The following is a 25,769-nucleotide window of genomic DNA, read 5'->3' as shown; positions in this document are numbered from 1 at the left end:
CCGGCCGGGGTGGCTAGTGCGGCGCCTCGGCTGCTGCGGCAGCCTTGGCCGCGGCGGGCACGGCGTCGAGGATGCGCGACACCACGTCGTCGTCGTGGGCCGCCGTGACGAACCACGCCTCGAACACCGACGGGGGCAGGTTGACCCCGGCGTCGAGCATGGCGTGGAAGAACGGCGGGTAGCGCCAGGACTGCTGGGCGCGGACGTCGTCGTAGTCGTTCGGTGCCGTCGGCGTGAAGGCGAACGAGAAGAGCGACCCGGCGCGCTGGACGCTGTGCTCGACGCCCTCGGCGGACAGGGCGGCCGAGACGCCGGCCGACAACTGGTCGGCGACGGTGTCGAGCCGGGCGTAGACCTCGGGCGTGGCGAGCCTGAGCGTGGCGATGCCGGCGGCGACGGCCACCGGGTTGCCGCTGAGCGTGCCCGCCTGGTAGACCGGCCCCAGTGGGGCGAGGAAGTCCATCACCTCGGCGCGACCGCCCAGGGCGGCGAGCGGCATGCCCCCGCCGATGACCTTGCCGAACGTGATGAGGTCGGGCTCCCAGCCAGCGCCGTCCGGGACGACCCGAGCGGCCTCGAGACCCCACCAGCCCGCGCGTCCCACGCGGAAGCCGGTGAGCACCTCGTCGACGATCAGCAGCGAGCCGTGGCGTCGCGTGATCTCGGACAGGCTGCGGTTGAAGCCCCGCTGCGGCGCGAGCACGCCCATGTTGGCGGCGGCGGCCTCGACGATGACGGCGGCGATGCGCGGGCCGTGCTCGTCGAAGGCCGCACGCACGGCGTCGAGGTCGTTGTAGGGAAGGACGAGCGTCTGGGCGGCGGTCTCGGCCGTGATGCCGGCCGAACCGGGCATCGACAGGGTCGCGACGCCCGAGCCGGCCTCCGCCAGCAGCGAGTCGGAGTGCCCGTGGTAGTGCCCGGCGAACTTCACGAGCAGGTCGCGACCGGTGTAGCCGCGGGCGAGGCGGATGGCCGTCATGGTCGCCTCGGTGCCGGTGGACACCATGCGCAGCTTGCCGATCGGCCGCTGGTCGCCGACGGCGACGCGTTCGCGGACCAGCTCGGCGAGTTCGGTCTCGGCGGGCGTCGACGCCCCGAACGACAGACCGCGCGCGGCCGCCTGCTGGACGGCCTCGAGCACCTCGGGGTGCGTGTGCCCGAGGATCGCGGGACCCCACGAGGCGACGAGGTCGACGTAGTCGCGTCCCTCGGCGTCGGTGACGTAGGCGCCCTTGGCACCCACGAGGAACCGTGGCGTCCCGCCGACGGAGCCGTACGCACGGACGGGCGAGTTGACGCCGCCCGGGATGGACCGCTTGGCCCGGGTGAAGTAGGTGTCGTTGCTCTGCTCGGTCATCAGAACCGCTCCTTCTGGAGGCGCGTGGCCAGTTCGGTGGCCCAGTACGTCAGGATCGCGTCCGCACCCGCCCGCTTGATCGACAGGACGCTCTCGTACGAGGCCGCGTCGAGGTCGATCCAGCCGTTCGCGGCGGCCGCGTGGATCATCGCGTACTCACCGCTGATCTGGTACGCCCACACCGGGACGGTGCTCGTCGCGGCCGTCTCGGCGAGGACGTCGAGGTAGCTCATCGCCGGCTTGACCATGACGACGTCGGCACCCTCGGCGATGTCGAGGTCGACCTCGCGCAGGCCCTCGCGTCCGTTGGCGGCGTCCATCTGGTACGTCCGGCGGTCTCCGACCAGCGTCGACTGGACGGCCTCGCGGAAGGGGCCGTAGAAGGCCGACGCGTACTTGGCGGCGTAGGCGAGCAGCGCGGTGCCGCCGAAGCCGGCCGCGTCGAGGGCGTCGCGGGCCGAGCCGATCTGACCGTCCATCATGCCGCTCATGCCGATCAGCTGGGACCCGGCCTCGGCCTGGACGACCGCCATCTCGTCGTAGCGGACCAGGGTGGCGTCGTTGTCGACCGAGCCGTCGGCGGCGAGGACGCCGCAGTGGCCGTGGTCGGTGAACTCGTCGAGGCAGAGGTCGGTCTGCACGACCAGCGCGCCCTGGGCGGCGTCGACGGCCACGCGGGTGGCCACGTTGAGGATGCCCTCGGGGTCGGTCGCGCCCGACCCGACGGCGTCCTTCTCGAGGGGCACCCCGAAGAGCATGATGCCCCCCACACCGGCCTCGGCGGCCTGCTCGACGGCCCGGGGCAGGCTCGACAGGCTGTGGTGGACGACGCCCGGCATGGACGAGATCGGGGTGGGCTCGTCGATGCCCTCGCGGACGAACATCGGCAGGACGAGGTCGGCGGGGTGCAAGCGCGTCTCGGCGGTCAGACGACGCAGGGCGGGGGTGGCGCGGAGGCGGCGGGGCCGCACTCGGGGGAAATCGGACATCAGTCCTTCTCGGTGGGGGGCGTTCCGGCGGACGGGCCGTCGAGGGCGTGGTCCACCACGGCCTCGACGAGGGCGGCCGCCGATCGGGTCTCGGCGATCAGGTGCACGGGCAGCCCCGCGGCACGGGCGTCGAAGGCGGTGCGCGGGCCGATGCACGCGACGAGGGTCTGCGGGGGCAGGGGCGCCAGCTGGGCGGCGATCTGCCGGGCGACGCTGCCCGAGGTCACGAGGAGGACGCCGATCGAGCCGTCGGCGACGCCGTCGCGCACCTCGGCCGAGACGGGAACGCCCACCGTGCGGTACGCCGAGACGAACTCGGCGTCGAAACCGCGGGCCGACAGCCCGGCGACGAGGGTCGGCTCGGCGAGGTCGGACTGCGGGACGAGCACGCGACCGGTGACCTCGTCGGCCGGCCACTCCTTCACGAGTCCGCGGGCCGAGTTGTCGCCCTCGGGGACGAAGTCGACGCGGATGCCCGCCAGGCTCAGGGCGGCGGCGGTGGTCTCGCCGACCGCGGCGACCCGGGTCGAGGCAGGGGGCCGGATGCCGTTGCCGACCAGGACGTCGACCGTGGTGGCACTCGTGACGACGAGCCACTCGTAGACGCCGGACTCGAGGCGGGCCAGGGCCGCGGCGAGCAGCTCGGGCGTCTCGGCCGGGGCGAAGTTGATGAGGGGGGCGATCACCGGGGCGGCACCGCGCGACCGGAGCGAGGCCGCGACCCCGTCGCCCCACTTGCCACCGCGCGGCACCAGGACGCGCACGCCCTTGAGCGGCTTGTCGGCGGTCACGTGGCGCTGCCCAGGGGGTCACCGCCGGCCGGTCCGCCGCCCAACGGGGCGAACTCGGCCGCACCGGAGTCGAGCAGCTCGTCGACGACACGGCCGGCGACCTCGTGGACGTCGGCGAGGCGCGCGACGAGCGGACCGTCGTCGAGGGAGACGGCGTGCGACGAGCTGAGGCGTCGGCTGCCGTCGGGGCTGTAGACGGTCGCGCTGAGCAGCAGCAACCCGGCGTCGACGACGGCACTGGCACCGACGGGTGCCGCGCAACCGGCCTCGAGCCCGGCCAGCACGGCTCGCTCGGCCGTCACCACGAGGCGCGTCTCTTCGTCCTCGATGGCGGCCAGACCGCGGGCGAGTGCCTCGTCGGGGTCGCCTTCGCGGACCTCGACGGCGAGCGAGCCCTGGCCGGGCGCACTGGGCCAGAAGCCGAGCCCCAGCAGTTCGGTCGCGGCGTCGAGGCGTCCTAGACGGCCGAGACCCGCCGCGCTGAGCAGGACGGCGTCGAGGTCGACGCCGACGCGACCGAGCCGCGTGTCGACGTTGCCGCGGATGTCGACGACCTCGAGGTCGGGACGTCGCGAGAGCAGCTGGGCGGCACGACGCGGCGATCCCGTGCCGACGCGGGCACCCTGGGGCAGTCCTTCGAGGGTCAGCCCGTCGCGGGCGCAGAGGGCGTCGCGGGCATCCGCCCGACCGGGCGTCGCCCCGATGACGAGACCGGGGTGCGTGGCGGTGGGCAGGTCTTTGAGCGAGTGCACGAGCGCGTCGCACTCGTCCGCGAGGAGCGCCTCGCGCAGGGCGCTGGCGAACACGCCGGTGCCCCCGAGCGACGCCAGCGACTCGCCGGTGCCCTGCGAGCGGTCCCCCTCGGTCTTGATGCGGACGAGTTCGACGTCGTGGCCGGTCGCGGCCGCGATGCGGTCGGCGACGGTGGTCGACTGGGCGACGGCCAGCGCGCTGCCCCGAGTTCCGATGCGGATGGTCGCCACGGGGTCAGGGGACCAGGCCGGACAGGGCGGGCTTGAAGCCCAGTCGCACGTTCTCGCAGCAGCCGGGACGGCAGACGTCGTACCAGGGCCCGAGGTCGGTCACGTGGGGGCGATCCTCGGCGGGGACGCCGTCACGACGCTCGAGCACGAGGTCGACGAGCCCGGTGACGTAGTTCGGGTCGATGCCCGGCGTCGGGGTGCGCGTCGCCCAGAAACCGTTCTTCTCACTGGTCTCCATCGCCTCGTTGTCGAGGTCCCACATGACCTCCATGTGGTCGCTGACGAACCCGAGCGGCACGATGACGACGGCGCGGGTCGGACCGCCGGCCAGGTCGTCGATGGCGTCGTTGATGTCGGGCTCGAGCCACGGCATCGAGGGCGGGCCGCTGCGCGACTGGTAGACGAGCTGCCAGGGGACGGTGGTGCCGCCCCCTTCGGGCAGGTCGAGGTCGAGGGCGGCCTCGGCCGCGGCCATGACGACCTCGGCGACGGCCTTGTGCTGGGCGGCGTAGGCACCGTCGGCGTCGAAGCCGCGCGCCTGGGGGCCGCTCTTGGCCGCGTCGGTCGACGGGATCGAGTGCGTCGCGAAGAGCACCTGGACCTCGGTCGAGAGGTCGAGCCCCTCGTTCTCGGCGCGAGCCGCGACGAGCGCGTCGCGCACGCCGTCGATGAACGGCTGGACGAAACCGGGGTGGTCGAAGAACTGGCGGACCTTGTCGATCTGCATGGTGCCCTCGAGGCCGGTGGCGTCGAGCGCCATGGCGAAGTCCTCGCGGTACTGGCGGCACGAGCTGTAGGACGAGTAGGCGCTGGTCGCGACCGCGATGAGCTTGCGGAACCCGCGCTCGTCGGCCTCGCGCACGGCATCGGCCATGTAGGGCTGCCAGTTGCGGTTGCCCCAGATGACCGGCAGGTCGATGCCGCGACGCTCGAGCTCGGCCTCGAGGGCGGCCTTGAGCTCGCGGTTGTGCTCGTTGATCGGGCTGACGCCGCCGAAGTGGCGGTAGTGCGTCGCGACCTCTTCGAGCCGCTCTTCGGGGATGCCCCGACCGCGCGTGACGTTGCGCAGGAACGGGATGACGTCGTCCTGCCCCTCGGGCCCGCCGAAGCCGGCCAGCAGGATGGCGTCGTAGTCGGTCGGCTCGGAGACGTGCTCGGGGCCGGAGGCCGCGGCGGGGGTGGCGTTGCGGACGAGCTGCCCGTTGGTGATGTTGCTGGTGTCGGTCACGACAAGACCTCGATGATGTCGGTGGTGGGGATGCGTCGGCCCGTGAAGAACGGGATCTCTTCGCGGACGTGGCGGCGGGCCTCGGTGTAGCGCAGGTCGCGCATGAGGTCGACCAGTTGCACGAGCTCGGGAGCCTCGAGGGCGAGGATCCACTCGTAGTCGCCGAGCGAGAAGCTGGCGACGGTGTTCGTCAGCACCGCGCGGTGCTCGGAGCCCTGCTTGCCGTGCTCGGCGAGCATCTGACGGCGCTCGGCCTCGGGCAGCAGGTACCACTCGTAGCTGCGCACGAACGGGTACACCGTCAACCAGGTCTCGGGTGCCTTGCCCCGCATGAAGGCCGGGCTGTGGTTGCGCGAGAACTCTGCCTCGCGATGCATGCCCATGGCGTTCCAGGTGGGCAGCAGGCCGCCCAGCACGTCGGTGCGCAGCAGTTGCCGGTAGGCCGACTGGACGGCCTCGGGCACCTCGCCGTGCAGCCAGATCATGATGTCGGCGTCGGCCCGCAGGGCGCTGACGTCGTAGAAGCCACGGACGGTCACGCCGAGACCCGCCAGGGCGTCGACGACCGCGTCGAGCTGCGGGACGTCGTCGAGCTCGGGGGCATAGGGGTTCTGCGGGTCGCGTCGCAGCACGGCCCAGAGCGTGTAGCCGAGGCGTTCGACGGGTGGCGGTGTGCTCGCCGCGGCGTCGTCGGACTCGGTCTGGACGGGTGCTGCGGATGAATCGGACGTCGGCAGTACGGGCGCTGCCGCGTCGGCGCTGGAACTCATGCAGCCATTCTCCCTCTCGGCACGCTGGGAGCCCAACCAGGTTGCTCCCGGTCGAGCGAACGGCACCCGGCGCCCGCCGGCGGTCGAGTCGACCGGCGAGCCGGGCGAGCGGTCAGCGGCGCTTGACGACCGCGACGACGACGCCCGCGACGGCCAGCGCACCCGCCCCGGCGGCGGCGAGCCACGGGGTCTTGTCGCGGTCGAACGACGCCTTGGCGCGGTGCCCGGCGATGCCCAACTGCTTGGGCACGTTCAGCTTGTCCTCGAGTTCGTTGAGGGTCGCGGCGAGCTCGGCGCGCGTGCGATCGATGTGGGCCTGGATGTCGCTGCTGTCGCTCACGGTGCTCCTGTCGGGAACGGGAAGGGTGGGGGTGTCGAGGAGGCGCGTCAGCGCTCGTCGAGGCGGGCGCCGGGGATCGACCCCACGCCCTTGACGGCCTTGAGGTCGGCCTTGAGGCTCGCGATGGTCTTCTCGGGGACCGCCGGGAGCCCCTTCTTGATCGCCTTGTACCCGAGGAACGCGAGAAGGGCGGCGACGAGCAACAGCACGCCGGCGACGATGAGGGCCGACGCCCAGCCGGGAAGCCAGATGGCGAGCAGCAGGACGATGCCGGTCAGGAGGACGCCGAGCATCGCGAAGACGAAGACCAGGGCCCCGACCAGGAAGCCGGCACCGATGCCGAAGGCCTTGAGCGTGCCGATGACCTCGTACTTGAGCAGGGCCAGCTCGCCCTTGACCAGGTCGGTGACCAACGTCGGGACGTCCTGCACCAGGGCGAAGAGCGACCGCGGCCTGGTCTTGTGCCGCACCTTGTCGCTGCGCGTCGAGTCGGTCATTTCTTGCGGCCGCCGCCGAAGGCCTTGGAGATGCCGCGAGTGATGCCGGTGACGACGGCGTCCACGCCGTCGGCCGTCTTGGCACCGGCGAAGTCCTGGCCCTTGGCGACCTGGCGCTGCACGGCCCTGCTGTTCCAGACCTTGGACGCCCTCTCGGTGATCTGCTCGTACCGGTCGTGGCCGGCGCGGGCGCCCAGCACGAATCCGACAGCGGCTCCGGCGACGAAGATCAGTTTGCCTCGCACGGGGGACTCCATTCGTGGTCGTACGCGCGACGGCATGTGCCGCACACGTCCCTCCAATGTAGCCCGAGGCGGGTGCCCGACGCCCGCGCCGGACCGAAGCGGTCCGACCCCGGGGCCTCAGTCGCGGGACGGGGGCGCCGACAGCGCCGTCACCAGGGTGGCGGCCTGACGACGCGAGTGGGCGATGATCGCGGCCAGCCCGCGTCCCGCCACCGCGCCTCCTGCCTGGACGACCTCGACCACGGGCTCGGTGACGACCGCCGCCTCGGCCCGGCGCGGGGCGTCCCAGGTGGCCCGGCCGAAGCCGACCAGGTGGCGCGCGGCGAGGTCGACGCCGAGCAGGGTCGAGGCGTCGGCGAGCGCCGCGTCGCGCACCTCGGCGTCGGGTGTGTCGCGGTCGACGACGGGTGAGTCGAAGCTGAGCCGGAGCACGTGGCGTCCCCCGGCGAGCTCGGCCAGCCAGCTCCACTTGACGGTCGCGTGGGTGAGGGCCTTGGCCCGGAGTCCGGTCGAGCCGGGGGCGACGAGGACGCCCGTGCCCCGGGGCGCCGCGTCGAGCTCCGGCCGGTCGACGACGAGGGTCGCGAGGGTGATCGCTCCGGGCGGCACCGAGGAGGCGCGGGTCGTCAGGGCCACCGCGTCGTGGTCCCCGACGGCCAGCACGACCTGTCTCGCCCGGACGTGCTCACCGCCCGTGGTCTCGACGCCGGTCTCGTCGATCGAACGCACGCGGGTGCCGAGGCGGACGTCGACGCCGTGCCGCTCGAGGTCGGCGACGATCGGGTCGACCAGCCGGGCGAGGCCGCCGCGGATGCCCGCCACCGCCGAGCCGGCCGGGGCGAGGGCGCGCAGTCCGAGCACGGCGGCGGCGAGGCTGCCCTCGCGCTGGAGGGCCGAGCGCAGCCCGGGGGCCACGCGGTCGACGGCGAGCAGGTCGGGGTGGAGCGAGTGGACGCCCGAGACGATGGGGCTGACGAGCCGGTCGACGACCTCGTCGCCCATGCGCGCCCGGACGAGACCCCCCAGGGTGGCTTCTTCGGACCCGATCTCGGCGGGAAGGTCGGCGTCCGCGAGCGCGCGGGTCACGCCGGCCTCGCCGACGACGGCTCGCACGTCGGCGGCGGACGGGTCGCCGGGGATGCCGAGCAGCCCCGTGCGCGGGATGGGGAAGGACTCGCCGTCGGCCTCGTGCAGCCAGGCCCCGCGGGGATCGGGCAGGACGATGTCGTCGCCGAGGCCGAGTTCGGTGGCGAAACCGGCGACCGTGCCGCCCCGGGTCGCGAAGCTCTCGGCCCCGGCGTCGAGTGCGATGCCGGCGACCACGTGTCGCGAGACCTCGCCGCCCAGTCGGTCGGATGCCTCGAACAGCACGACGCCCAACCCGGCGGCGGCCAGGTCACGGGCGAGCACGATGCCGCCCATGCCGCCGCCCACCACGGCGACGTCGACGACGCCGCTCGGGGTGACGACGGGCGGGGTCACAGCGTGTGCGCGAGCTCGACGATGCGGGTGAGCACGTCGGGGTCGGTGTCGGGGCTGACGCCGTGGCCGAGGTTGAGCACGTGCGCCGGCGCCGCCCGACCACGCTCGACCACGTCGCGGACGTGCGCCTCGAGCACGGCCCACGGCGCCTGGAGCATGGCGGGGTCGATGTTGCCCTGCACCGGGGTGGAGCCACCGAGGCGACGCGAGGCCTCGTCGAGCGGGATGCGCCAGTCGACCCCGACGGCGTCGGTGCCGACGTCGCGCATGGCGGCCAGCACCTCGCCGCTGCCCACTCCGAAGTGGATGCGGGGCACGTCGAGGTCGGCGACGTGCGAAAGGGCACGGGCCGAGTGGCGGGCGACGTGCGCGGTGTAGTCGGCCAGCGAGAGCGACCCGACCCACGAGTCGAACAACTGGGCGGCGCTCGCCCCCGCGAGAACCTGCGCCCGCAGGAAGGCGCCGGTCACGTCCGCGGCCCAGGTGAGCAGGGCGTCCCAGGTCTCGGGATCGCCGTGCATGAGGGCCCGGGCGCGGATGTGGTCCTTCGACGGCCCGCCCTCGACGAGGTAGGCGGCGAGGGTGAAGGGGGCGCCGGCGAACCCGATCAGCGGCGTGCTGCCCAGCTGCGCGACGGTCTGGGCGACGCCCGCGGCGATCGGGGCCAGCGCCTCCGGGTCGATCGGCCGCAGGGCCGCGACGTCGGCCGCCGTGCGGATCGGCGTCTCGAGCACCGGACCACGACCCGGGACGATGTCGACCGAGACGCCGGCCAGCTTGATCGGCACGACGATGTCGCTGAAGAAGATGCCCGCGTCGACGCCGTGACGGCGGACCGGCTGCAGCGTGATCTCGCTCGCCAGGTCGGGCGTGAGGCAGGCGTCGAGCATGGCGGTGCCGACGCGCAGCTCGCGGTACTCGGGAAGCGAGCGCCCCGCCTGGCGCATGAACCACACCGGCAGCGTCTCGGGCCGGTCGCCGCGCAGGGCACGGACCAGCGGTGAACGCGTCGTGAGGCCGGCGGCCAGCGGGTGCTGCTCGGGCAGGGCGGAGGTCTGGGTCACGTGGTCGATTGTCCCATCGCCCGCTGGACGTCACGTCGAGGCGACCCGCGGCCGGCCCCGCCACGGCGGGACCGTCCCGGTCGGATCGCCTCGAACGCGCGAGCGGACGAGGAGGCGCGGGTCAGGAGACCGCGACGACCATCTTCCCGACGTTGTCGCCGCGCATCAGCCCGGTGAAGGCGTCGAACGCGTTGTCGACGCCCTCGACGACGGTCTCGTCGTACACGACGTCGCCGGCGGAGAGCCAGGGGCCCATCTCGGCCTGGAACGCGGGTGCGAGGTGGCGGTAGTCGCCCAACGTGAAGCCCTTCATCGTCAGACCGCGGGTGACCATGTTGGTCATGCCCGTGATGCCGACCGGGGCGCCGGTGGAGTTGTAGTTCGCGATCGAGCCGCAGAGTGCGGCACGACCGCCGGTGCGGAACGAGGCGAGGGCGGCCGACAGGTGGTCGCCGCCGACGTTGTCGAAGTAGAGGTCGATGCCGTCGGGCGCGGCCTCGGCGAGCAGCTCGGAGACGTCGCCGTCCTTGTAGTCGAACGCGGCGTCGAAGCCGTACTTCGAGGTCAGCAGCTCGACCTTCTCGGCCGAACCGGCGCTGCCGATCACGCGCGAGGCTCCCTTGAGGCGCGCGATCTGGCCGACCATGGTGCCGACGGCCCCGGCGGCACCCGACACGAAGACGACGTCGCCCTCGCGGATGCCGGCGATCTCGGTCAGGCCGACGTACGCCGTCAGGCCGGTGAGGCCGAGCACGCCCAGGTACGCCGACAGGGGCACGCCGTCGACGGGCTGCACGGCACGGAACGTGGCCGCGCCTCCCTGGGCCACGTCGCGCCAGCCCTGCTCGTGCAGCACGACGGTGCCGACCGGAAGGTCGTCCGAACGCGACTCGACGACGCGGCCGACGGCCCCGCCGGTCATGGTCTCGCCGAGGGCGAAGGGCGGGACGTACGACTTCACGTCGTTCATGCGACCGCGCATGTAGGGGTCGACGGACAGGAACTCGTTCTGCACGCGGACCTCGCCGTCGCCGAGCTCGGGCAGGGTCACCTCGACGCGGGCGACGTCGTCGGGGGTGGGCTCGCCGTGCGGGCGGGCGACGAGCTGCCACTGGATGCTGGTGGTCGAGGTCATGGTGTCTCCTTGGTTCGATGCGGTGCGGGCCGGCGGCCGGAATGCGGCCCCGGGCTCCGTTGTTGCAAGCTGCAACCGTCGTGTGGCATTCCCGGCCACTCGACGTCGAGTCAACGCCCAGCCGAAAACGCCGATCAGAGTTAGGATCACTCAGTGCTCATCTGCCTCACGGCGTCCCACCAGAACGCCAGCTTCGACCTCCTCGAGAGGCTGAGCATCGGCGCACCCTCGGCGGCGGGCACCCTGGTCGACGGCAGCGACTTCGTCAGCGGCGCGGTCGTGCTCGCGACCTGCAACCGGTTCGAGGCCTACCTCGACGTCGACGAGCCCCTCACCGCCGGCAGCGCCCTGGCCGTCGAGGCCACGATCGAGACCATGAGCACCGCCAGCGGCGTCGAGCCCGACGACCTGCGCGACAGCGTCCGGGTCATCACGGGCGACGAGGTCGTCGAGCACCTGTTCGCCGTCAGCTCGGGCCTCGAGTCCGTCGTCGTCGGCGAGGACGAGATCTCGGGCCAGGTGCGCCGTTCGCTCGAGCGCGCCCGCCACGACGGCACCACCTCGCGCGACCTCGAGCGCCTCTTCCAGAAGGCGTCGCAGACCTCCCGGGGCATCAAGAACCAGACCAACGTCGGAGGCGCGGGCCGGTCACTCGTGCGCCTCGCGCTCGAGCTGGCGTCCTCACGGGTGACCGACTGGTCCGAGGCGCGCGTCCTCATCGTGGGCACCGGCCAGTACGCGGCCACCACCGTCGCGGCTCTCCGCGACCGCGGCGCCGACCAGCTCGCCGTCTACTCGGGTTCGGGCCGCGCCGAGTGGTTCGGCCTCAAGCACGCCGCGACGCCGTACGACGACCTCGCCACCGCCGTCGCCTGGAGCGACGTGCTGATCACCTGCACCTCGACCACCGAGCCGGTCGTCACCCGCGACGTCGTCCTCCCCGGCGGCCGCCGCCTCGTGATCGACCTCGGTCTGCCCCGCAACGTCGACCCGCTCGTCGCCGGCGTCGAGGGCGTCGAGCTGCTCGACCTCGAGACCATCAGCCTGCACGCGCCGCTGCCCCAGCTCAGCGCGGCCGACGACGCCCGCGCCCTCGTCTCGTCCGCGGCCGCGGAGTTCCAGGCCGTCGCCGCCGAACAGTCGCTCACGCCGTCCGTCGTCGCGCTGCGCAAGCACGTCTTCGACCTGCTCGACGCCGAGATCGAGCGCGCGCGGTCGCGCGGGGACTCGTCCGACCGCACCGAATCGGCCCTGCGACACCTCGCCGGCGTGCTGCTGCACACCCCATCCGTCCGGGCGCGCGAGCTCGCCCGTGAGGGCCGGGGCGACGAGTTCCGCGACGGCCTCGAGGCGCTCTTCGGCGTGACCGACGGGCGTCGCGCCTCCTCGTCGTCGCCGTTGCGCGCGGTCGACGACGAGCGTCAGGCCTCGGCGGGCTGATCGCCCCCGGACGCCGGTGCGCCGGGCCGACGTCGTCGTGCCCGAGGATGGCCTGATGGACACCATCGTCGTCAGCGCGCTCGCCCTCGTCCGTGACCGTCGGATGCTGATGGTGACCGCCCGCGGCCGTGACGTGCTGTACCTGCCCGGCGGCAAGCTCGAGGCCGGTGAGACCGCGGCCGAGGCGCTGGTCCGGGAGTCGCGCGAGGAGGTCGGCGTCGAACTGGACCCCACGACCGTGGCCGAGCTCTTCACCGTCGTGACGCAGGCGCACGGCGAGCCCGAGGGTCGGCAGGTCGCCATGACGGTCTTCGCGGCCGAGCTCTCGGCGACGAGCCCCGAGCCGGCGCCCGCCGCCGAGGTCGGCGCGGTCCACTGGGTCACCTCGGCCGACGCGGGCCGGTGCCCGCCGGCCGGTGTCGCGACGCTCGAGCGCCTCCGGGGGCTCGACCTGGTCGACTGAGTCGGCGCGGGGGCACGGCCGGACCGCGGCTCGGTGCGGCGCGCGGCTCGGTGCGGCAGCCAGCTCGGTGCGGCACCCGGCTCAGTGCACGTACTCGAGGGCGTCGGTGCCCACGGCCCGTAGGGCTTCGAGCGCCCGGAGGCGGTGGGCGAGGGTCAGGTCGTCGAACGTGACGATCACGCAGTACGCGACGCTGCGGCGCGGCCCGCGGAGCACCCCGAGCTCGGAGCGCACCCCCGGGTCGCCACCGGTCGTGTGGACGATCTGCAGGTCGTGGTCGAGCCGCCGGTGCCCGAGCGGATCGAGACCGAACGGCGCCGCGACGAGCGACGTGTCGGCGCCCAGCGACAGCCAGCCGAGCACCCGGTTCGACACGGCCCGGTCGACGACCTCGCCGCGGGCGAGGGACACCATGAGGCCGCCGAGTTCGTGAGCCGTGCCCACGGCGAGCGCAGGCGCGTCGTCGGGGCCGCGGGACGACCGGGTGACGTCGAGGAGGGCCGTCTTCGTGAGACCGAGCGACTCGCCTCGTGCCCGCACGGCGGCCAGGCCCACCCGACCGATGAGCGCGTCGATCGCCGCCCCGTCGCGGAAGGCCCCGACGAGCGTCGCCGCGTCGGTCACCGGGAGGCTCGTCCGGCGGAGGTAGGGCCAGAGGCCACCGGGCCCCTGGTCACCGGGGTCGCCCGGCCGGTCGAGTTCGTCGAGGGGGCGGAGCGTGCCGTCCTCGATGCGGGCCGACACCTCGACCAGGAGCAGGACGGCACCGAGCTGCCCCACCGGCAGCGCCACGTGCTCGTCGACGCTCAGCAGGTCGGCCCCCGCGTCGAGGTCCCTGACCGAGGCCGAGACCTGCCCACCCGCGAGCGCCAGGTCGCCCAGGGCGGCGAAGGACGCCGAGAACGACTCGAGCGCGCGCCCGCCACCGTGGCGCGGCTCGTGGTCGGCGCCGTCGCCGTTCTCCCGTCGGGCCCGACGGCCGGGCACCTGACCTACCAAATGGTGACGCGCTCCTCGGCCGGCAGCCACAGCGCGTCGCTCTCGGTGACGCCGAACGTCTCGTAGAACTCGTCGATGTTGCGCACGATCTGGTTGCACCGGAACTCGTTCGGCGAGTGCGGGTCGATCGAGACGAGACGGATCGCCTCTTCGTCGCGCAGCTTGATCTGCCAAGCCTGGGCCCAGCTCAGGAAGAACCGCTCGGCGCCGGTCAGGCCGTCGATCACGGGGGGCTCGCTGCCGTCGAGCGAGATGAGGTAGGCCTTCCAGGCGATCGAGAGCCCGCCGAGGTCGCCGATGTTCTCGCCGATGGTGAGGGCGCCGTTGACGTGGTGGTCGGGCACCTGCTTCGGGGCGAGGGCGTCGTACTGCGCGATGAGCGACGAGGTCAGCTCCTCGAACGCCTCGCGGTCGGCGGGGGTCCACCAGTCGGTCAGCTTGCCGTCGCCGTCGTACTTCGAGCCCTGGTCGTCGAAGCCGTGGCCGATCTCGTGGCCGATGACGGCGCCGATGGCTCCGTAGTTGGCGGCGGCGTCGCGCGTCTCGTCGAAGAACGGGAACTGCAGGATCGCCGCGGGGAACACGATCTCGTTCATGCCCGGGTTGTAGTACGCGTTGATGGTCTGCGGCGTCATGAACCACTCGTCGCGGTCGAGCGGCTGGCCGATCTTGCCCAGCTCGCGGTCGAAGCCGAAGGCGGCGGTGGCCCGCACGTTGCCGACCAGGTCGGCGGGGTCGATCGACAGGGCCGAGTAGTCGCGCCATTTCTCGGGGAAACCGATCTTGGGCGTGAACTTCTCGAGCTTGTCGAGGGCCCGGGCTCGGGTCTCGTCGGTCATCCACTCGAGGCCCGTGATGCTCTGTCGGTAGGCCTCGACCAGGTGGCCGACGAGGACGTCCATCGCGGTCTTTGCCTCGGGCGCGAAGTGCCGCTCGACGTAGATGCGCCCGACGGCCTCGCCGAGGGCGCCCTCGACCAGCGAGACGCCGCGCTTCCAGCGGGCGCGCTGCACGGGGGTGCCGGTGAGGGTACGACCGTAGAAGCCGAAGTTCGCCTCGACGAAGGGCGTCGACAGGTAGGCGGCCATGGAGCGGACGATCTGCCAGCGCAGCCAGTCGCTCCAGGCGTCGAGGCGGTCGTCGGTCAGCAGCGAGGCCAGTCCGGTCACGAACGACGGCTCGCGCACGACGAGCTCGTCGAAGACGCCGGCCGGGCCGCCCACGGCGTCCCGCCAGGCCGTGAGGTCGACACCCTCGGCGAGCGCGTCGAACTCGGCCCAGGGCAGCAGGTTGTAGGTCTTGTCGCTGTCGCGGGTGGCGACGTTGCTCCACTGGTGCGTGGCGAGGGCGGTCTCGAGCCCGACCACGCGGTCGGCGCGGGCCGAGGCGTCGTCGAGGCCGGCGAGCCCGAGCATCTGCTCGACGAACGCCCGGTAGGCGGTCCGCACCGACTCGAACTTCTCGTCGCGGTAGTAGGACTCGTCGGGCAGGCCGAGGCCGCCCTGCTCGACGAACACGACGTACCGCTCGGGGTCGCCCGGGTCGTTGTCGACGAAGAGCTGGACGAAGCTCGGCATGCCCTGCTTCTCGAGCGAGCCCAGGAGGCGCGTGAACGAGGTCACGTCGGTGACCGTCTCGACCTCGGCCAGGAGCGGTTCGAGGGGTGCGGCGCCGAGCGCCTCGATGCGCTCCTCGTCGGTGAAGCTGGTGAAGAGGTCGCCGACCTTGCGGGCCTCGGTGCCGGGTTCGGCGGACTGGGACTCGACCACGATCTCGCGGACGGCCTTCTCGGCCTCCTCGGCGAGCAGGTAGAAGGAGCCGTAGCGCGCCTTGTCGTCGGGGATCTCGGTGCGGTCGATCCACGCGCCGTTGACGTGCCGGAAGAGGTCGTCCTGCGGGCGGACCGCCGGGTCGAGTTCGTCGGTCTGGATTCCGCTGCTCAGTGCGTCGCTGGTCATGCCCGTCAGCCTAGGTGAGGCCCCCGACGACGGGCCGGGCCGGACCCGCTGCGGCCCGGGCTGACGAGGCCGTCCCAGGAAACACGGAGGAAACGGCACCCCCAGTACAGTTCTCGACATGGCACTCCCCTGGGCACTGCACGGCGACGGCAAGACGGTCGACCCGACCGAGATCGTGGCCCCGGAGGAGCGGCTCAGCTGGCCGCGCACCATCGGCCTCGGCGGCCAGCACGTCGTCGCGATGTTCGGCGCGACCTTCCTCGTGCCGATCATCACCGGGTTCCCGCCGAGTACGACGCTGTTCTTCTCCGGCATCGGCACCCTGCTCTTCCTCATCATCACGAAGAACCGCCTGCCCAGCTACCTGGGCTCGTCGTTCGCCTTCCTCGCCCCGATCGCGGCCGCCACCGACGTGGGCGGCATCCCCCTCGCGCTCAGCGGCATCATCGTCGTCGGCGCCCTGCTCGCGGTGATCGGCCTGGTCGTGAACCTCGCGGGCACCCGCTGGATCGACGCCCTGCTGCCCCCGGTGGTCAGCGGCTCGATCGTCGCCCTCATCGGCTTCAACCTGGCCCCGGCCGCCCGCGACAACTTCGCGCTCTCGCCGGGCATCGCCCTGATCACGCTCGCCGCGGTCGTGCTGAGCGCCGTGCTCTTCAAGGGCCTGCTCGGCCGCCTGTCTATCTTCGTCGGCGTCGTCGTCGGCTACGTCGCCGCCGTGATCGCGGGCGCCGTCGACTACAGCGCCGTCGCGGCCGCGCCGTGGGTGGGCCTGCCGACATTCACTTCCCCCGCCTTCGACCTCGGACAGCTGCCGATCTACCTCGGCTTCCTGCCCGTCGTGCTCGCCCTGATCGCCGAGAACGTCGGCCACGTCAAGGGCGTCGGCCAACTCACGAAGCGCAACCTCGACCCGTTGACCGGCCGGGCACTCTTCGCCGACGGCCTCAGCACGGTGCTCGCCGGCCTCGGCGGCGGCTCGGCGACGACCACCTACGGCGAGAACATCGGCGTGATGAGCGCCACCCGCATCTTCTCGACGGCCGCGTACTGGGTCGCCGGCGTCGTGGCGATCCTGCTCGGGCTGTCGCCCAAGATCGGCGCCGTCATCTTCACCATCCCACCGGGGGTGCTCGGCGGCGTCACGACGGCGCTCTACGGACTCATCGGCGTGATCGGCATCCGCATCTGGGTCGAGAACAGGGTCGACTTCAGCCGCCCGAAGAACCAGCTGACCGCCGGCGTCGCGCTCATCATGGGCATCGCCGACTTCACCCTGGCGCTCGGGGGCGCGAGCTTCGGCGGCATCATCCTCGGCACGGTCGCGGCCATCGTCGTGTACCACCTCATGTCGGCCGTGGGTCGGGCCCGGGGCACCGACTGACGGTGGGACGCCGCCGCGGCGAGCCGTCCCCGGTGACGACCTCGCGCCTCCGTTCGCCCTGGGACCGACGCATCGTCGCCCTCGCGGCGCCGGCGCTCGGCGCGCTGATCGCCGAACCGCTCTTCCTGCTGACCGACACCGCGATGGTCGGGCACCTGGGCACGGTGCCCCTCGCCGGGCTCGGCATCGCGAGCGTCGTGCTGCAGACCGCCCTCGGCCTGCTGATCTTCCTGGCCTACGCCACGACGCCGACCGTGGCCCGACGGCTCGGCGCGGGTGACCGGCCCGGAGCGATCCGCGCCGGCGTCGACGGGCTCTGGTTCGCGCTGCTGGTCGGGGTGGTGCTCGCCGGGGTCGGGGCACTCGTCGCCCGCCCCCTCGTCGGCCTGTTCGGCACCGACCCGGCCGTCGTCGACGCCGCGGCGACCTACCTGACCGTGTCGATGCTCGGCCTGCCCGGCATGCTGCTCGTGATCGCGGCGACCGGACTGCTGCGCGGCCTGCAGGACACCAGGACGCCACTGGTCGTCGCGACGGTCGGCTTCGCGGCGAACGCGGGCCTGAACGCGCTCTTCCTCTACGGCTTCGGCTGGGGCATCGCCGGCTCGGCCGCAGGGACCGTCGTCGCGCAGTGGGGCATGGCCGCCGTGTACGTGGTGATCGCCGTCCGTGCCGCGCGGGCCGTCGGGGCTCCGCTGCGTCCGGGGCTGGCCGGCGTCGGTCGCACGGCACGCTCCGGCGCGTGGCTGCTCGTGCGCAACGCGTCCCTGCGGATCGCGATGATCGCGACCGTCTGGGCCGCCGCCTCCTCGGGGGTGACCGGGCTCGCGACGATCCAGGTCGCGCTCACCCTGTTCAGCACGCTGGCGTTCGCCCTCGACGCGCTGGCCATCGCCGGCCAGGCCCTCGTCGGCCACGCGCTCGGTCAGGGCGATCGCGAGGCGGTGCGCGCCGTCACCCGCCGGCTGATGCTGTTCGGGGTCGGCGGCGGTCTGCTTCTCGGCGTGCTGCTGGCCGCGGTCTCGCCGCTGCTCGCACCCGTCTTCAGCGGCGACGACGCGGTGCGCGACCTGCTGCCCCGGGTCGTGCTGGCGATGGCCGTGGGCATCCCGCTGGCCGGTTTCGTCTTCGTGCTCGACGGCGTGCTCCTCGGCGCCGGCGACGCCCGCTACCTCGCCCTCGCCGGCGTGGTCAACACGGTCGTCTACCTCGCGATCCTGATCCCGCTGGAGGCGCGGGTCGGGCCGGACGCGCGGGGCACGGTCGCCCTGTGGCTGGCCTTCGGCCTGGGCTACATCGGCATCCGCGCCGTGACGCTGGGCCTCCGGGCGCGGTCGGACCGCTGGATGGTCGTCGGCGCCGGCTGAACCCGGGGTCGTGGGTCGGCGTCGGCGAGGAGGCGTCGGGGTCGGGCGTCAGCGCGCGGGCGGACCCGTGGTCGCCCCCGGCCGGAAGACGCTCGTGAACGTCGTGCCCTCGACGGGGTCGCCGGCGAGGAGTGCGAGCACTGCGCGACCGGCCGCGCGGCCCTTCTCGACGGCGGGCTGGACGACCGTCGTGAGGTCGGCGGCGCGCGGGTCGTCGAGGCGCACGCCGTCGTAGCCGACGACGCTCAGGTCGCCCGGCACCGACAGCCCCAGGTCGTCCGCCGCCGCGATGACGCCCGACGCGAGCAGGTCGCTCTGGGCGACGATCGCCGTCGGCCGCTCGGCCTCGGGCACGTCGAGCAGGCGCAGGCCGGCGCGGTGCCCCTCGCTCGTCCAGCTGCCGCGGGTGGCCAGGCCGCCCACGCCCGGGAAGACCTGGCGGGTGCCGCGCAGCCGCTCGAGGGTCGGCCAGGAGGTGCCCCGGGCCACGCGCGCGTCGGTGAGCTCGTCGTCCCTGTCGCCGCTCGACCTGCCCGGGCCGAGCTCGAGCGCGACGACGGCGACCCGTCGGTGGCCGAGGTCGTGCAGGTGCTGCGCCAACAGGCGGGACGAGCCCACGTTGTCCTCGGCGATGTCGAGCACGCCCTCGGTCGGCGGGGCCTCGATCGAGACCACCGGGATGCCGCGCCGACGCATGATCGACACGGACTCGTCGAGGCGGGTGCTGCAACCGAACAGCACGACGGCGTCCACGGGGGCGTCGAGCAGACGGGAACGCTCGCCCGCGCTCTCGGTCAGCAACAGCAGCGAGTTGTCGGCCGGCCCCGTGACGTCGGCGATGCCGTCGAGCATGGCCACGTTGATCGGGTCGCGGAAGGCCGTGCTGAGGGTGGACTCGAGGACGGCGCCGACGATGCCGGAACGCCCACGCCGCAGCGACCTCGCGCGGGGGTCGGGCCCGGCGTAGCCGAGTTCGTCGGCGGCGGCGAGCACCCGCGCGCGGGTCTCGTCCGAGACGGGGCCGGTCCCGCTGAAGGCCAAGGAGGCGGTGCTCGCGCTCACCCCGGCGACCCGCGCCACCGACGCGAGGGTCGGCCTCGCGGCGACGTCGCCCTCTGCCCGGCTCATGCTGCCGCAGCCTAGCCGACGGGGCCGGACGGCCTCCGGTTGAGCGGTGACGGTCGGTGCGGCGTCAGTCGACGGGTCGCACGGGCGGTTCGTCGACGCCCAGGGCCGTGACGTAGTCGGACGCGAGGCCGGGCAGCTGTGTCCAGTCGCCGTAGTGAGCGGCGGCCTCCATCAGGTCGACGATCGCACCGCGGACGGTCTCGCCGAGGGCGGGCCGCATGTCGTGCACCGCGACGGCCCTCGCGCTGCAGAGGATCTCGAGCGGCAGCAGCAGGTCGTCGCGCACGTGCTGACGGGCCGACGGCGAGAGCACCTGCACGATCGCCCGGACGAGGTCGAGGAAGTGGGCGACGTCCGCGGGCAGGGCCAGCCCGTGGGCCGTGCAGGCCGGTCGGCGCACGGCGGGCTCGGGGACGTCCTCGAGCGACGTCGCCGTCGTCGACGCCACGGAGACCATGCGGACCAGGTCGCGCAGCAGCACCTCGTTGAACCGCCGGTGCCAGACGACGACGTGGGCACCGCTGAACGGGGCGCGCACCACGACCTTCATGCGCCTCAGCTCGAAGAGGGCGAGGTGCACCTCGCCGGGGGTGACCCGGTGCTCGCGCACGATGGTGTCGACGTCGAGGGAGTCGCCGGGCGCGTAGCGCGCCGTCGCCAGGTCGACGAGCAGCAGCTCGGCCGTGTCGTGGGTCGTCGTCCGCAGCGGCCGGGTCGTGGCGGGCATCGGGTGGGGCATCGTTCCTCCTGGAGGCGTCTCGGTGGCCGTCCTGCCGACCATCTGTCATGAATGTATTTCACATATGCATACTTGTCAACGAGGGGCCCGTGCCGCGTTCGCGCCGCCCCGTAGGATCGTCGGGTGCGCCTCGTCATTGCCCGTTGCTCGGTCGACTACGCCGGTCGACTGTCCGCCCACCTGCCCCTGGCCACGCGCCTCCTGATGGTCAAGAGCGACGGCAGCCTGCTCGTCCACTCCGACGGGGGCAGCTACAAGCCCCTGAACTGGATGAGCCCGCCCTGCACCATCCGCACGGTCGAACCCGACGACGACCAACGCGAGGCCGGCGTCGTCGAGCTGTGGAAGGTGACCCAGGCCAAGACGGCCGACCTCCTGGTGGTGTCGATCCACGAGGTGCTGCACGACTCGTCCCACGAGATGGGCGTCGACCCGGGGTTGACCAAGGACGGCGTCGAGGCCGACCTGCAGAAGTTGCTGGCCGAACAGATCGAGCTGCTCGGCGAGGGCCACACCCTCGTCCGCCGCGAGTACATGACCGCCATCGGGCCGGTCGACATCCTGGCCCGCGACGCGAAGGGCGCCGCGGTGGCCGTCGAACTGAAGCGGCGAGGCGACATCGACGGGGTCGAGCAGCTCACGAGGTACCTCGAGCTGATGAACCGCGACCCACACCTGGCCCCCGTGACCGGGGTGTTCGCCGCGCAAGAGATCAAACCCCAGGCCCGCACGCTGGCCCACGACCGGGGCATCCGCACCCTCCTGCTCGACTACGACGCCATGCGCGGGCTGGACGACTCGCACTCCCGCCTCTTCTGACGCCGGGCCCACCCGGGTGCGGGCCCACGCGGGTGCGGGGCCGCGCAGGTGCGGGCCCACGCGGGCGCAGGGCCACGAACCCTTGTGATACTCACATTTCAGGGTTATATTTCTGCTTCGACCCCCCTCGACCGCAGGAGCAACCCGTGACCTCACCAATCTTCGACACCCTGGCCGCCGAACGCGAGGCGACCCCCGTCTTCCGGTCCCTCGCGAGCAGGCCCGACGCCCCCCACCGCCCGTTCGACGCGACGCGACGGAGCCCGACCCCGCACGCGACCGCGACCGCGAAGACGAGCACGACGAGTGCGGGTGCGAACGCGACGGCGATCCGGGACGCCGTGTCGGCCGTCGCGACCTGGCCGCTCCGAGCGGTCCCCTGCTGACCCCCGATCCGTAAGCTGGGGGTGATGACTCTCCCCTACACGGCCGTCCTCTACGACCTCGACGGCACCATCGCCGACTCGGCGCCCGCGATCACCGCCAGCCTCGCCCACACGATCGGCGAACTCGGCCTGCCGGTGCCCTCGCCCGCCGACCTCATGGCCTGGGTCGGACCGCCCCTGCCGCAGAGCTTCGAGGTGCGCCTCGGCCTCGACGGCCAGCGCCTCGCCGACGCCATGCGGCTCTACCGCGCGCACTACCTGGCCCACGGCGCCCTCGAGGGCGAGGTGTTCCCGGGCGTGCCCGACCTCATGGCGGCCGTGCACGCGGCCGGCATCCCCACCTCGACCGCGACCTCGAAGCCCGAGACCCCGGCCACGGCCATCCTCCGGGCCCACGGCCTCGACCGCTACCTCGACGTCATCACCGGCGCGTCCGACGACGAGGTGCGCAACACCAAGGCCGACGTCGTCGAAGAGGCCCTGAAGCGCCTGCGGGCCCGCGGGGCCGACCTCTCGCGGCCCGTCCTGCTCGGCGACCGCCACCACGACGTCGAGGGTGCGGCCGTGCACGGCGTGCCCACAATCCTCGTCGGCTGGGGCTACGGCGAGCCCGAGGAGTACGTCGGCGCGGTCGCCGTGGCGGCGGACGTCGACGAGGTGGCCGACCTGTTGGGCGTCTCCCTGCTGCGCGGCGCCGCGTGACCCGGGCCGCGGCCGCGGTGCGGTCGCCCGCCGCCTGGTTGCTCACCCTCGCGATCGTGCTGATCGCCCTCAACATGCGCGGCCCGATCGTGGCCCCGGCCCCCGTGCTCGACCAGATGAGCGCCGACCTCGGCCTCACGGCGGTCGTCGCCGGGCTGCTCACCAGCATCCCCGTGCTCTGCTTCGCCGTGGCGAGCCCGTTCGCCTCGGCCCTGATCGGCCGGATCGGCGCCGAGCGCGCCGTCACGCTGGGGCTCGCCGGCGTGCTCCTCGGCACGCTGCTGCGCACGGCCGGCGGCACGGTCTGGCTCTACGTGGGCACGATCGTGATCGGCGTCGCCATCACGATCGGCAACGTCGTGCTGCCCGTCGTCATCCGTCGTGACTTCAGCCCCGAGCGGGCCGGCTTCGTGACCGGCATCTACACCTCGGCCCTCAACGTCGGGTCGATGATCACCTCGCTCGCGACGGCCCCGATCGCATCGGTCGTCGGCTGGCCCCTCGCCCTCGTCACCTGGGGGCTGCTCGCCGTCCTGGCCGCCGTCGTCTGGTCGATCGCCGTCGGCCCCCGCGTCGCGGTGCGGGGCGGCAGCGTGGCCGTGGTGCCGGGGTCGCAGGCCGACGTCGACGACCGGCACCGCGCCTCCTCGGCGACCGACGTCTTCACGGGCGGCATCGACGTCGTCGAGCCCGGCGAGGCCGAGGTCGACGCGCGCGAGCGCCGACGCAGCGCGACCCCGCTGCTGCGTCGGTGGACGACCTGGGGCCTGACGCTGGCCTTCTCGGGGCAGGCGTTCGGCTACTACGGGCTCACGGCCTGGATGCCCACGCTGCTGCGCGACGAGGTCGGCCTCACCCGCGAGGCGGCCGGGGCGAGTTCGTCGGTCTTCCAGATCCTCGCGGTCGTGGGTGCGCTCGGGGTGCCCTTCCTCGCCCTGCGCGTGCGGCCGGCGGTCGTCATCGGGCTGATCGCCGTCTTCTGGTCGGCCATGCCGCTCGGCCTGCTCTTCGCTCCCGAGCACTGGCTGCTCTGGTCGATCTTCGGTGGGGCCGCGCAGGGCGGCGGCATCACGATCATCTTCATCGTCATCGTGCGCATGGCGTCGACCGACGTCGAGGCACGACGACTGTCGGCCCTGGTGCAGGGCGGCGGTTACGCGATCGCCGCGCTCGGGCCGCTCGCGATCGGCGGACTGCACGACGTCAGCGGCAACTGGCAGATCCCGATGATCGGCGTCGCCGCGGCGGTCGTCGTGCTCGGCGTCAGCGGCGTGCTGTCGTCGCGACGCGTGCCCTGAGCCGGCCGGGCCGACGACCGGGCCGACGACCGGGCGGCCTCCCGGGCCGGGTCAGTGCTGGACGCCTCCGGCGAAGAGCACCTCGAGCGTCAACGGGTCGCGTCCGGTCAGGTCGCGCACGGACGACGTCACCTGCGCCACCTCGCCCGAGGCCATGGACGTGTACGTGCTGACCCAGGCGTCCGCCTGGAAGGGCTCGGGTTCGAAGACGCGGCGGGACTCGTAGGCCTCGTCGACCGTCTCGTCCACGAACGTGAACGACCGCCCGCCGAGGGCGGTGAGGCGTGCAGCCGCCTCGGTCAGGGTGAACGCCTCCGACCCGGTGAGGTCGTAGGTCGCCCCGCCGTGCGACTCGTGGTCGAGCAGCACGACGGCCGCCACCGCCGCGACGTCGGCCCGGGCCACCGCCGCCACGCGCCCGTCACCGGCCGGGCCGCGGATCACGCCCTGCTCGTCCGCGAACAGCGGGATGAAGTCCAGGTAGAAGTTGTCACGCAGGAACGTGAAGGCCAGCCCCGACTCGCGGATGTGCTGCTCGGTCGCGAAGTGGTCCCGCCCGAGCGTGAAGACCGAGTCCGCCGACGCACCGGCGAACGACGTGTAGACCACGTGCCGCACGCCCGCCTCGACGGCGGCGTCGACGAACGAGCGGTGCTGGTCGACGCGGTCGGGGGCCTCCGCCGCCGACACCATGAACAGCGTCTCGACCCCGCGCAGCGCCTCGACGGAGGCCGCCCGGTCGCCGTACGTGGCGACGGCGACCTCGGCCTCGGCCCCGTCGAGTCGGGGTGCCCGGGTGGCGTCACGCACGACGAGCCGCAGCGGGACGCCCCGCTCGGACAGGTGCGCGGCCACGATGCCGCCCACGGCGCCCGTCGCACCCGTCACGGCGACGAGGGACGAGGAGGCGCGGGCGGGTTCCCCGAGGGAGGCGGAGGAGGTCTCGGTCGAGTCGGTCATGCCTCACTGAACCATGCGCGGTGGGGGCGGCTCCCAGGCGGGGCCGACCCGCGCCTCCTCGTCCGCCCGGTGGGCCCCGATCGGCGTCGTTGCAGGGATCGAGACTCGTTATCGACTGCCCGGATCGGTGGCCGTCGCCGACGGGCGCCGGTAGATTCGACGCCGGCCCGGAACGCCGGCGGACCGACCCGCCGGGCCGATCGCCATCCCGATCCCCCACCCCACCCCACCCCACCCCACCCCGACGAGAGGCGCCCATGGGCCACGACCACGGACACGGACACGTCGCCGCCGACGGACGACGGCTCCGCCTCGCGATCGCGATCATCGCCCTCGGTCTCGTCGCCCAGCTGGTCGGCGCCGGGCTCTCGGGCTCCCTGGCGCTGTTGGCCGACTCGGGGCACATGCTCTCCGACCTGGCCGGGTTGGTCATCGCCCTCGTGGCCACGATCGTCGCCGCCCGACCCGCGAGCGGCCGACAGACCTACGGCTACCGCCGGGCCGAGGTCTTCGCCGCCTTCGTCAACGGCCTCGTGCTGCTCGCCGTGTCGCTCTCGGTCGCCGTCGCCGCCGTCTCCCGTCTCGTGGCGGTCGACGGGCACGAGGTGCTCGGACTGCCGATGCTGGTCGTCGGCCTGGTCGGCGGGGCGACGAACGTCGCGGCACTGCTCGTGCTGCGGGGCGGGGCGACGCACTCGATCAACATGCGCGGCGCCTACCTCGAGGTGCTCGGCGACCTGCTCGGCTCGGCGGCCGTCGTCGTGGCCGCCGTCGTCGTGCTGACCACGGGCTTCACGCAGGCCGACTCGGTCGGGTCGCTGATCATCGCGGCGATGATCGTGCCGAGGGCCTGGTCGCTGCTGCGCGAGGCGATCCGGGTGCTGTTCGGCTCGGCTCCGGGCGACATCGACCTCGAGTCGGTCCGCACGCACATCGGCGACACCCCGGGCGTCGTCTCGGCACACGACGTCCACGCCTGGCAGATCACGAGCGGAGCGACCGTGTTCTCGGCGCACGTCGTCGTCGAGCGCGAGGTGTTCTGCGACATGAAGGTCGACGAGACCCTGGACGCCCTCGACCGGTGCCTCGCCGCCCACTTCTCGGTCGAGCACGCGACGTTCCAGCTCGAGCCGGCCGACCACGCCGGGCACGAGCGCGAGACGCACGCCTGACCGGGCCCCCTTCCCCCGGAGGCGCGGGGCGAGTGGGCAGAACGGTCCCTCACCAGCCGCGGAAGGACATGAT

26 protein-coding genes are annotated in these 25,769 nt (G+C 73.1%); 9 read left to right on the top strand and 17 right to left on the bottom strand.

Annotation, left to right across the window (positions count from 1 at the left end):
* Positions 1-13: 13 nt before the first annotated feature.
* The 12 genes from hemL to ACVJ1F_RS07340 all read right to left on the bottom strand — a co-directional run bounded on the left by hemL (position 14) and on the right by ACVJ1F_RS07340 (position 10,881).
* Entirely contained in the window at positions 14-1,357 is a 1,344-nt protein-coding gene (gene hemL, locus ACVJ1F_RS07395) for a glutamate-1-semialdehyde 2,1-aminomutase (RefSeq protein ID WP_173153953.1), read from the bottom strand.
* The gene (hemB, locus tag ACVJ1F_RS07390) at positions 1,357-2,346 is read right to left on the bottom strand and encodes a porphobilinogen synthase (protein WP_456885482.1); all 990 of its coding nucleotides are present in this window, start codon (positions 2,344-2,346) and stop codon (positions 1,357-1,359) included. The genes hemL and hemB overlap by 1 nt, the downstream gene beginning before the upstream one ends.
* Complete coding sequence (locus tag ACVJ1F_RS07385; protein WP_043595220.1) at positions 2,346-3,137, bottom strand: uroporphyrinogen-III synthase; 792 nt, start codon at positions 3,135-3,137, stop codon at positions 2,346-2,348. The genes hemB and ACVJ1F_RS07385 overlap by 1 nt, the downstream gene beginning before the upstream one ends.
* A complete protein-coding gene (gene hemC / locus ACVJ1F_RS07380) occupies positions 3,134-4,120 on the bottom strand; it encodes a hydroxymethylbilane synthase (protein ID WP_456885481.1) in 987 nt (328 codons plus the stop codon). Before hemC ends, ACVJ1F_RS07385 begins: the two co-directional genes overlap by 4 nt.
* Before the next feature lie 4 nt (positions 4,121-4,124).
* Positions 4,125-5,348 (bottom strand): ferrochelatase, encoded by a 1,224-nt coding sequence (locus tag ACVJ1F_RS07375; protein ID WP_123571139.1) that lies wholly within the window; start codon positions 5,346-5,348, stop codon positions 4,125-4,127.
* Positions 5,345-6,118 carry a hydrogen peroxide-dependent heme synthase gene (gene hemQ / locus ACVJ1F_RS07370; protein WP_082460100.1) on the bottom strand — a complete coding sequence of 258 codons (774 nt, stop codon included), beginning with the start codon at positions 6,116-6,118 and terminating at the stop codon, positions 5,345-5,347. The genes ACVJ1F_RS07375 and hemQ overlap by 4 nt, the downstream gene beginning before the upstream one ends.
* 112 nt (positions 6,119-6,230) lie before the next feature.
* On the bottom strand, positions 6,231-6,458 hold the full coding sequence (locus ACVJ1F_RS07365) for a DUF3618 domain-containing protein (RefSeq protein ID WP_043595223.1): 228 nt from the start codon (positions 6,456-6,458) through the stop codon (positions 6,231-6,233).
* Positions 6,459-6,505: 47 nt separating this feature from the next.
* The gene (locus ACVJ1F_RS07360; RefSeq protein WP_054147459.1) at positions 6,506-6,955 is read right to left on the bottom strand and encodes a phage holin family protein; all 450 of its coding nucleotides are present in this window, start codon (positions 6,953-6,955) and stop codon (positions 6,506-6,508) included.
* The gene (locus ACVJ1F_RS07355) at positions 6,952-7,200 is read right to left on the bottom strand and encodes a hypothetical protein (protein ID WP_043595360.1); all 249 of its coding nucleotides are present in this window, start codon (positions 7,198-7,200) and stop codon (positions 6,952-6,954) included. The genes ACVJ1F_RS07360 and ACVJ1F_RS07355 overlap by 4 nt, the downstream gene beginning before the upstream one ends.
* A gap of 117 nt (positions 7,201-7,317) precedes the next feature.
* Positions 7,318-8,682 carry a protoporphyrinogen/coproporphyrinogen oxidase gene (locus ACVJ1F_RS07350; RefSeq protein WP_456885480.1) on the bottom strand — a complete coding sequence of 455 codons (1,365 nt, stop codon included), beginning with the start codon at positions 8,680-8,682 and terminating at the stop codon, positions 7,318-7,320.
* Positions 8,679-9,746 (bottom strand): uroporphyrinogen decarboxylase, encoded by a 1,068-nt coding sequence (gene hemE, locus ACVJ1F_RS07345; protein WP_056044132.1) that lies wholly within the window; start codon positions 9,744-9,746, stop codon positions 8,679-8,681. Before hemE ends, ACVJ1F_RS07350 begins: the two co-directional genes overlap by 4 nt.
* 121 nt (positions 9,747-9,867) lie before the next feature.
* Positions 9,868-10,881 carry an NADP-dependent oxidoreductase gene (locus ACVJ1F_RS07340; protein ID WP_200413266.1) on the bottom strand — a complete coding sequence of 338 codons (1,014 nt, stop codon included), beginning with the start codon at positions 10,879-10,881 and terminating at the stop codon, positions 9,868-9,870.
* A gap of 153 nt (positions 10,882-11,034) precedes the next feature.
* Here ACVJ1F_RS07340 and ACVJ1F_RS07335 point away from each other — a divergent pair, with 153 nt between their 5' ends.
* Together ACVJ1F_RS07335 and ACVJ1F_RS07330 are read left to right on the top strand one after the other, a co-directional pair.
* Positions 11,035-12,321 (top strand): glutamyl-tRNA reductase, encoded by a 1,287-nt coding sequence (locus tag ACVJ1F_RS07335; RefSeq protein ID WP_056044137.1) that lies wholly within the window; start codon positions 11,035-11,037, stop codon positions 12,319-12,321.
* A gap of 55 nt (positions 12,322-12,376) precedes the next feature.
* Positions 12,377-12,784 (top strand): NUDIX hydrolase, encoded by a 408-nt coding sequence (locus ACVJ1F_RS07330; protein ID WP_056044139.1) that lies wholly within the window; start codon positions 12,377-12,379, stop codon positions 12,782-12,784.
* Between the two features lie 81 nt (positions 12,785-12,865).
* Here ACVJ1F_RS07330 and ACVJ1F_RS07325 read toward each other — a convergent pair whose 3' ends face one another.
* The gene (locus ACVJ1F_RS07325; protein WP_456885479.1) at positions 12,866-13,771 is read right to left on the bottom strand and encodes a serine hydrolase; all 906 of its coding nucleotides are present in this window, start codon (positions 13,769-13,771) and stop codon (positions 12,866-12,868) included.
* A gap of 5 nt (positions 13,772-13,776) precedes the next feature.
* On the bottom strand, positions 13,777-15,741 hold the full coding sequence (locus ACVJ1F_RS07320) for a M13 family metallopeptidase (protein WP_456885478.1): 1,965 nt from the start codon (positions 15,739-15,741) through the stop codon (positions 13,777-13,779).
* Positions 15,742-15,859: 118 nt separating this feature from the next.
* Between ACVJ1F_RS07320 and ACVJ1F_RS07315 the strand changes: the two genes are divergently transcribed.
* Together ACVJ1F_RS07315 and ACVJ1F_RS07310 are read left to right on the top strand one after the other, a co-directional pair.
* Positions 15,860-17,125 (top strand): uracil-xanthine permease family protein, encoded by a 1,266-nt coding sequence (locus tag ACVJ1F_RS07315; protein WP_456885477.1) that lies wholly within the window; start codon positions 15,860-15,862, stop codon positions 17,123-17,125.
* A 32-nt stretch (positions 17,126-17,157) separates the two neighbouring features.
* Positions 17,158-18,492, top strand: coding sequence for an MATE family efflux transporter (locus tag ACVJ1F_RS07310; protein ID WP_285062052.1), 1,335 nt, complete (start codon positions 17,158-17,160; stop codon positions 18,490-18,492).
* A gap of 48 nt (positions 18,493-18,540) precedes the next feature.
* Here ACVJ1F_RS07310 and ACVJ1F_RS07305 read toward each other — a convergent pair whose 3' ends face one another.
* Positions 18,541-19,620, bottom strand: a complete 1,080-nt coding sequence (locus ACVJ1F_RS07305) for a LacI family DNA-binding transcriptional regulator (protein WP_456885476.1) — start codon at positions 19,618-19,620, stop codon at positions 18,541-18,543.
* 64 nt (positions 19,621-19,684) lie between these two features.
* Positions 19,685-20,347, bottom strand: a complete 663-nt coding sequence (locus ACVJ1F_RS07300; protein WP_277960280.1) for a hypothetical protein — start codon at positions 20,345-20,347, stop codon at positions 19,685-19,687.
* A 135-nt stretch (positions 20,348-20,482) separates the two neighbouring features.
* Between ACVJ1F_RS07300 and nucS the strand changes: the two genes are divergently transcribed.
* From nucS to ACVJ1F_RS07280, 4 genes are all read left to right on the top strand, one after another.
* Entirely contained in the window at positions 20,483-21,178 is a 696-nt protein-coding gene (gene nucS / locus ACVJ1F_RS07295; protein WP_056044151.1) for an endonuclease NucS, read from the top strand.
* A 146-nt stretch (positions 21,179-21,324) separates the two neighbouring features.
* A complete protein-coding gene (locus ACVJ1F_RS07290; RefSeq protein ID WP_456885475.1) occupies positions 21,325-21,564 on the top strand; it encodes a hypothetical protein in 240 nt (79 codons plus the stop codon).
* A gap of 24 nt (positions 21,565-21,588) precedes the next feature.
* Complete coding sequence (locus ACVJ1F_RS07285; protein ID WP_456885474.1) at positions 21,589-22,266, top strand: HAD hydrolase-like protein; 678 nt, start codon at positions 21,589-21,591, stop codon at positions 22,264-22,266.
* Positions 22,263-23,564, top strand: coding sequence for an MFS transporter (locus ACVJ1F_RS07280; RefSeq protein ID WP_233568433.1), 1,302 nt, complete (start codon positions 22,263-22,265; stop codon positions 23,562-23,564). Before ACVJ1F_RS07285 ends, ACVJ1F_RS07280 begins: the two co-directional genes overlap by 4 nt.
* A 51-nt stretch (positions 23,565-23,615) precedes the next feature.
* Here ACVJ1F_RS07280 and ACVJ1F_RS07275 read toward each other — a convergent pair whose 3' ends face one another.
* Positions 23,616-24,524: an SDR family oxidoreductase gene (locus ACVJ1F_RS07275; RefSeq protein ID WP_456885473.1), complete on the bottom strand. Its 909-nt coding sequence runs from the start codon at positions 24,522-24,524 to the stop codon at positions 23,616-23,618.
* Between the two features lie 257 nt (positions 24,525-24,781).
* Between ACVJ1F_RS07275 and ACVJ1F_RS07270 the strand changes: the two genes are divergently transcribed.
* On the top strand, positions 24,782-25,696 hold the full coding sequence (locus ACVJ1F_RS07270; protein WP_456885472.1) for a cation diffusion facilitator family transporter: 915 nt from the start codon (positions 24,782-24,784) through the stop codon (positions 25,694-25,696).
* The last annotated feature ends 73 nt before the right edge of the window (positions 25,697-25,769 follow it).

The sequence above is a fragment of the Frigoribacterium sp. 2355 genome (genome assembly GCF_054060695.1).
Note: the sequence above shows the minus strand (reverse complement) of the source record. Positions and strands in the feature narration are given on the sequence as shown.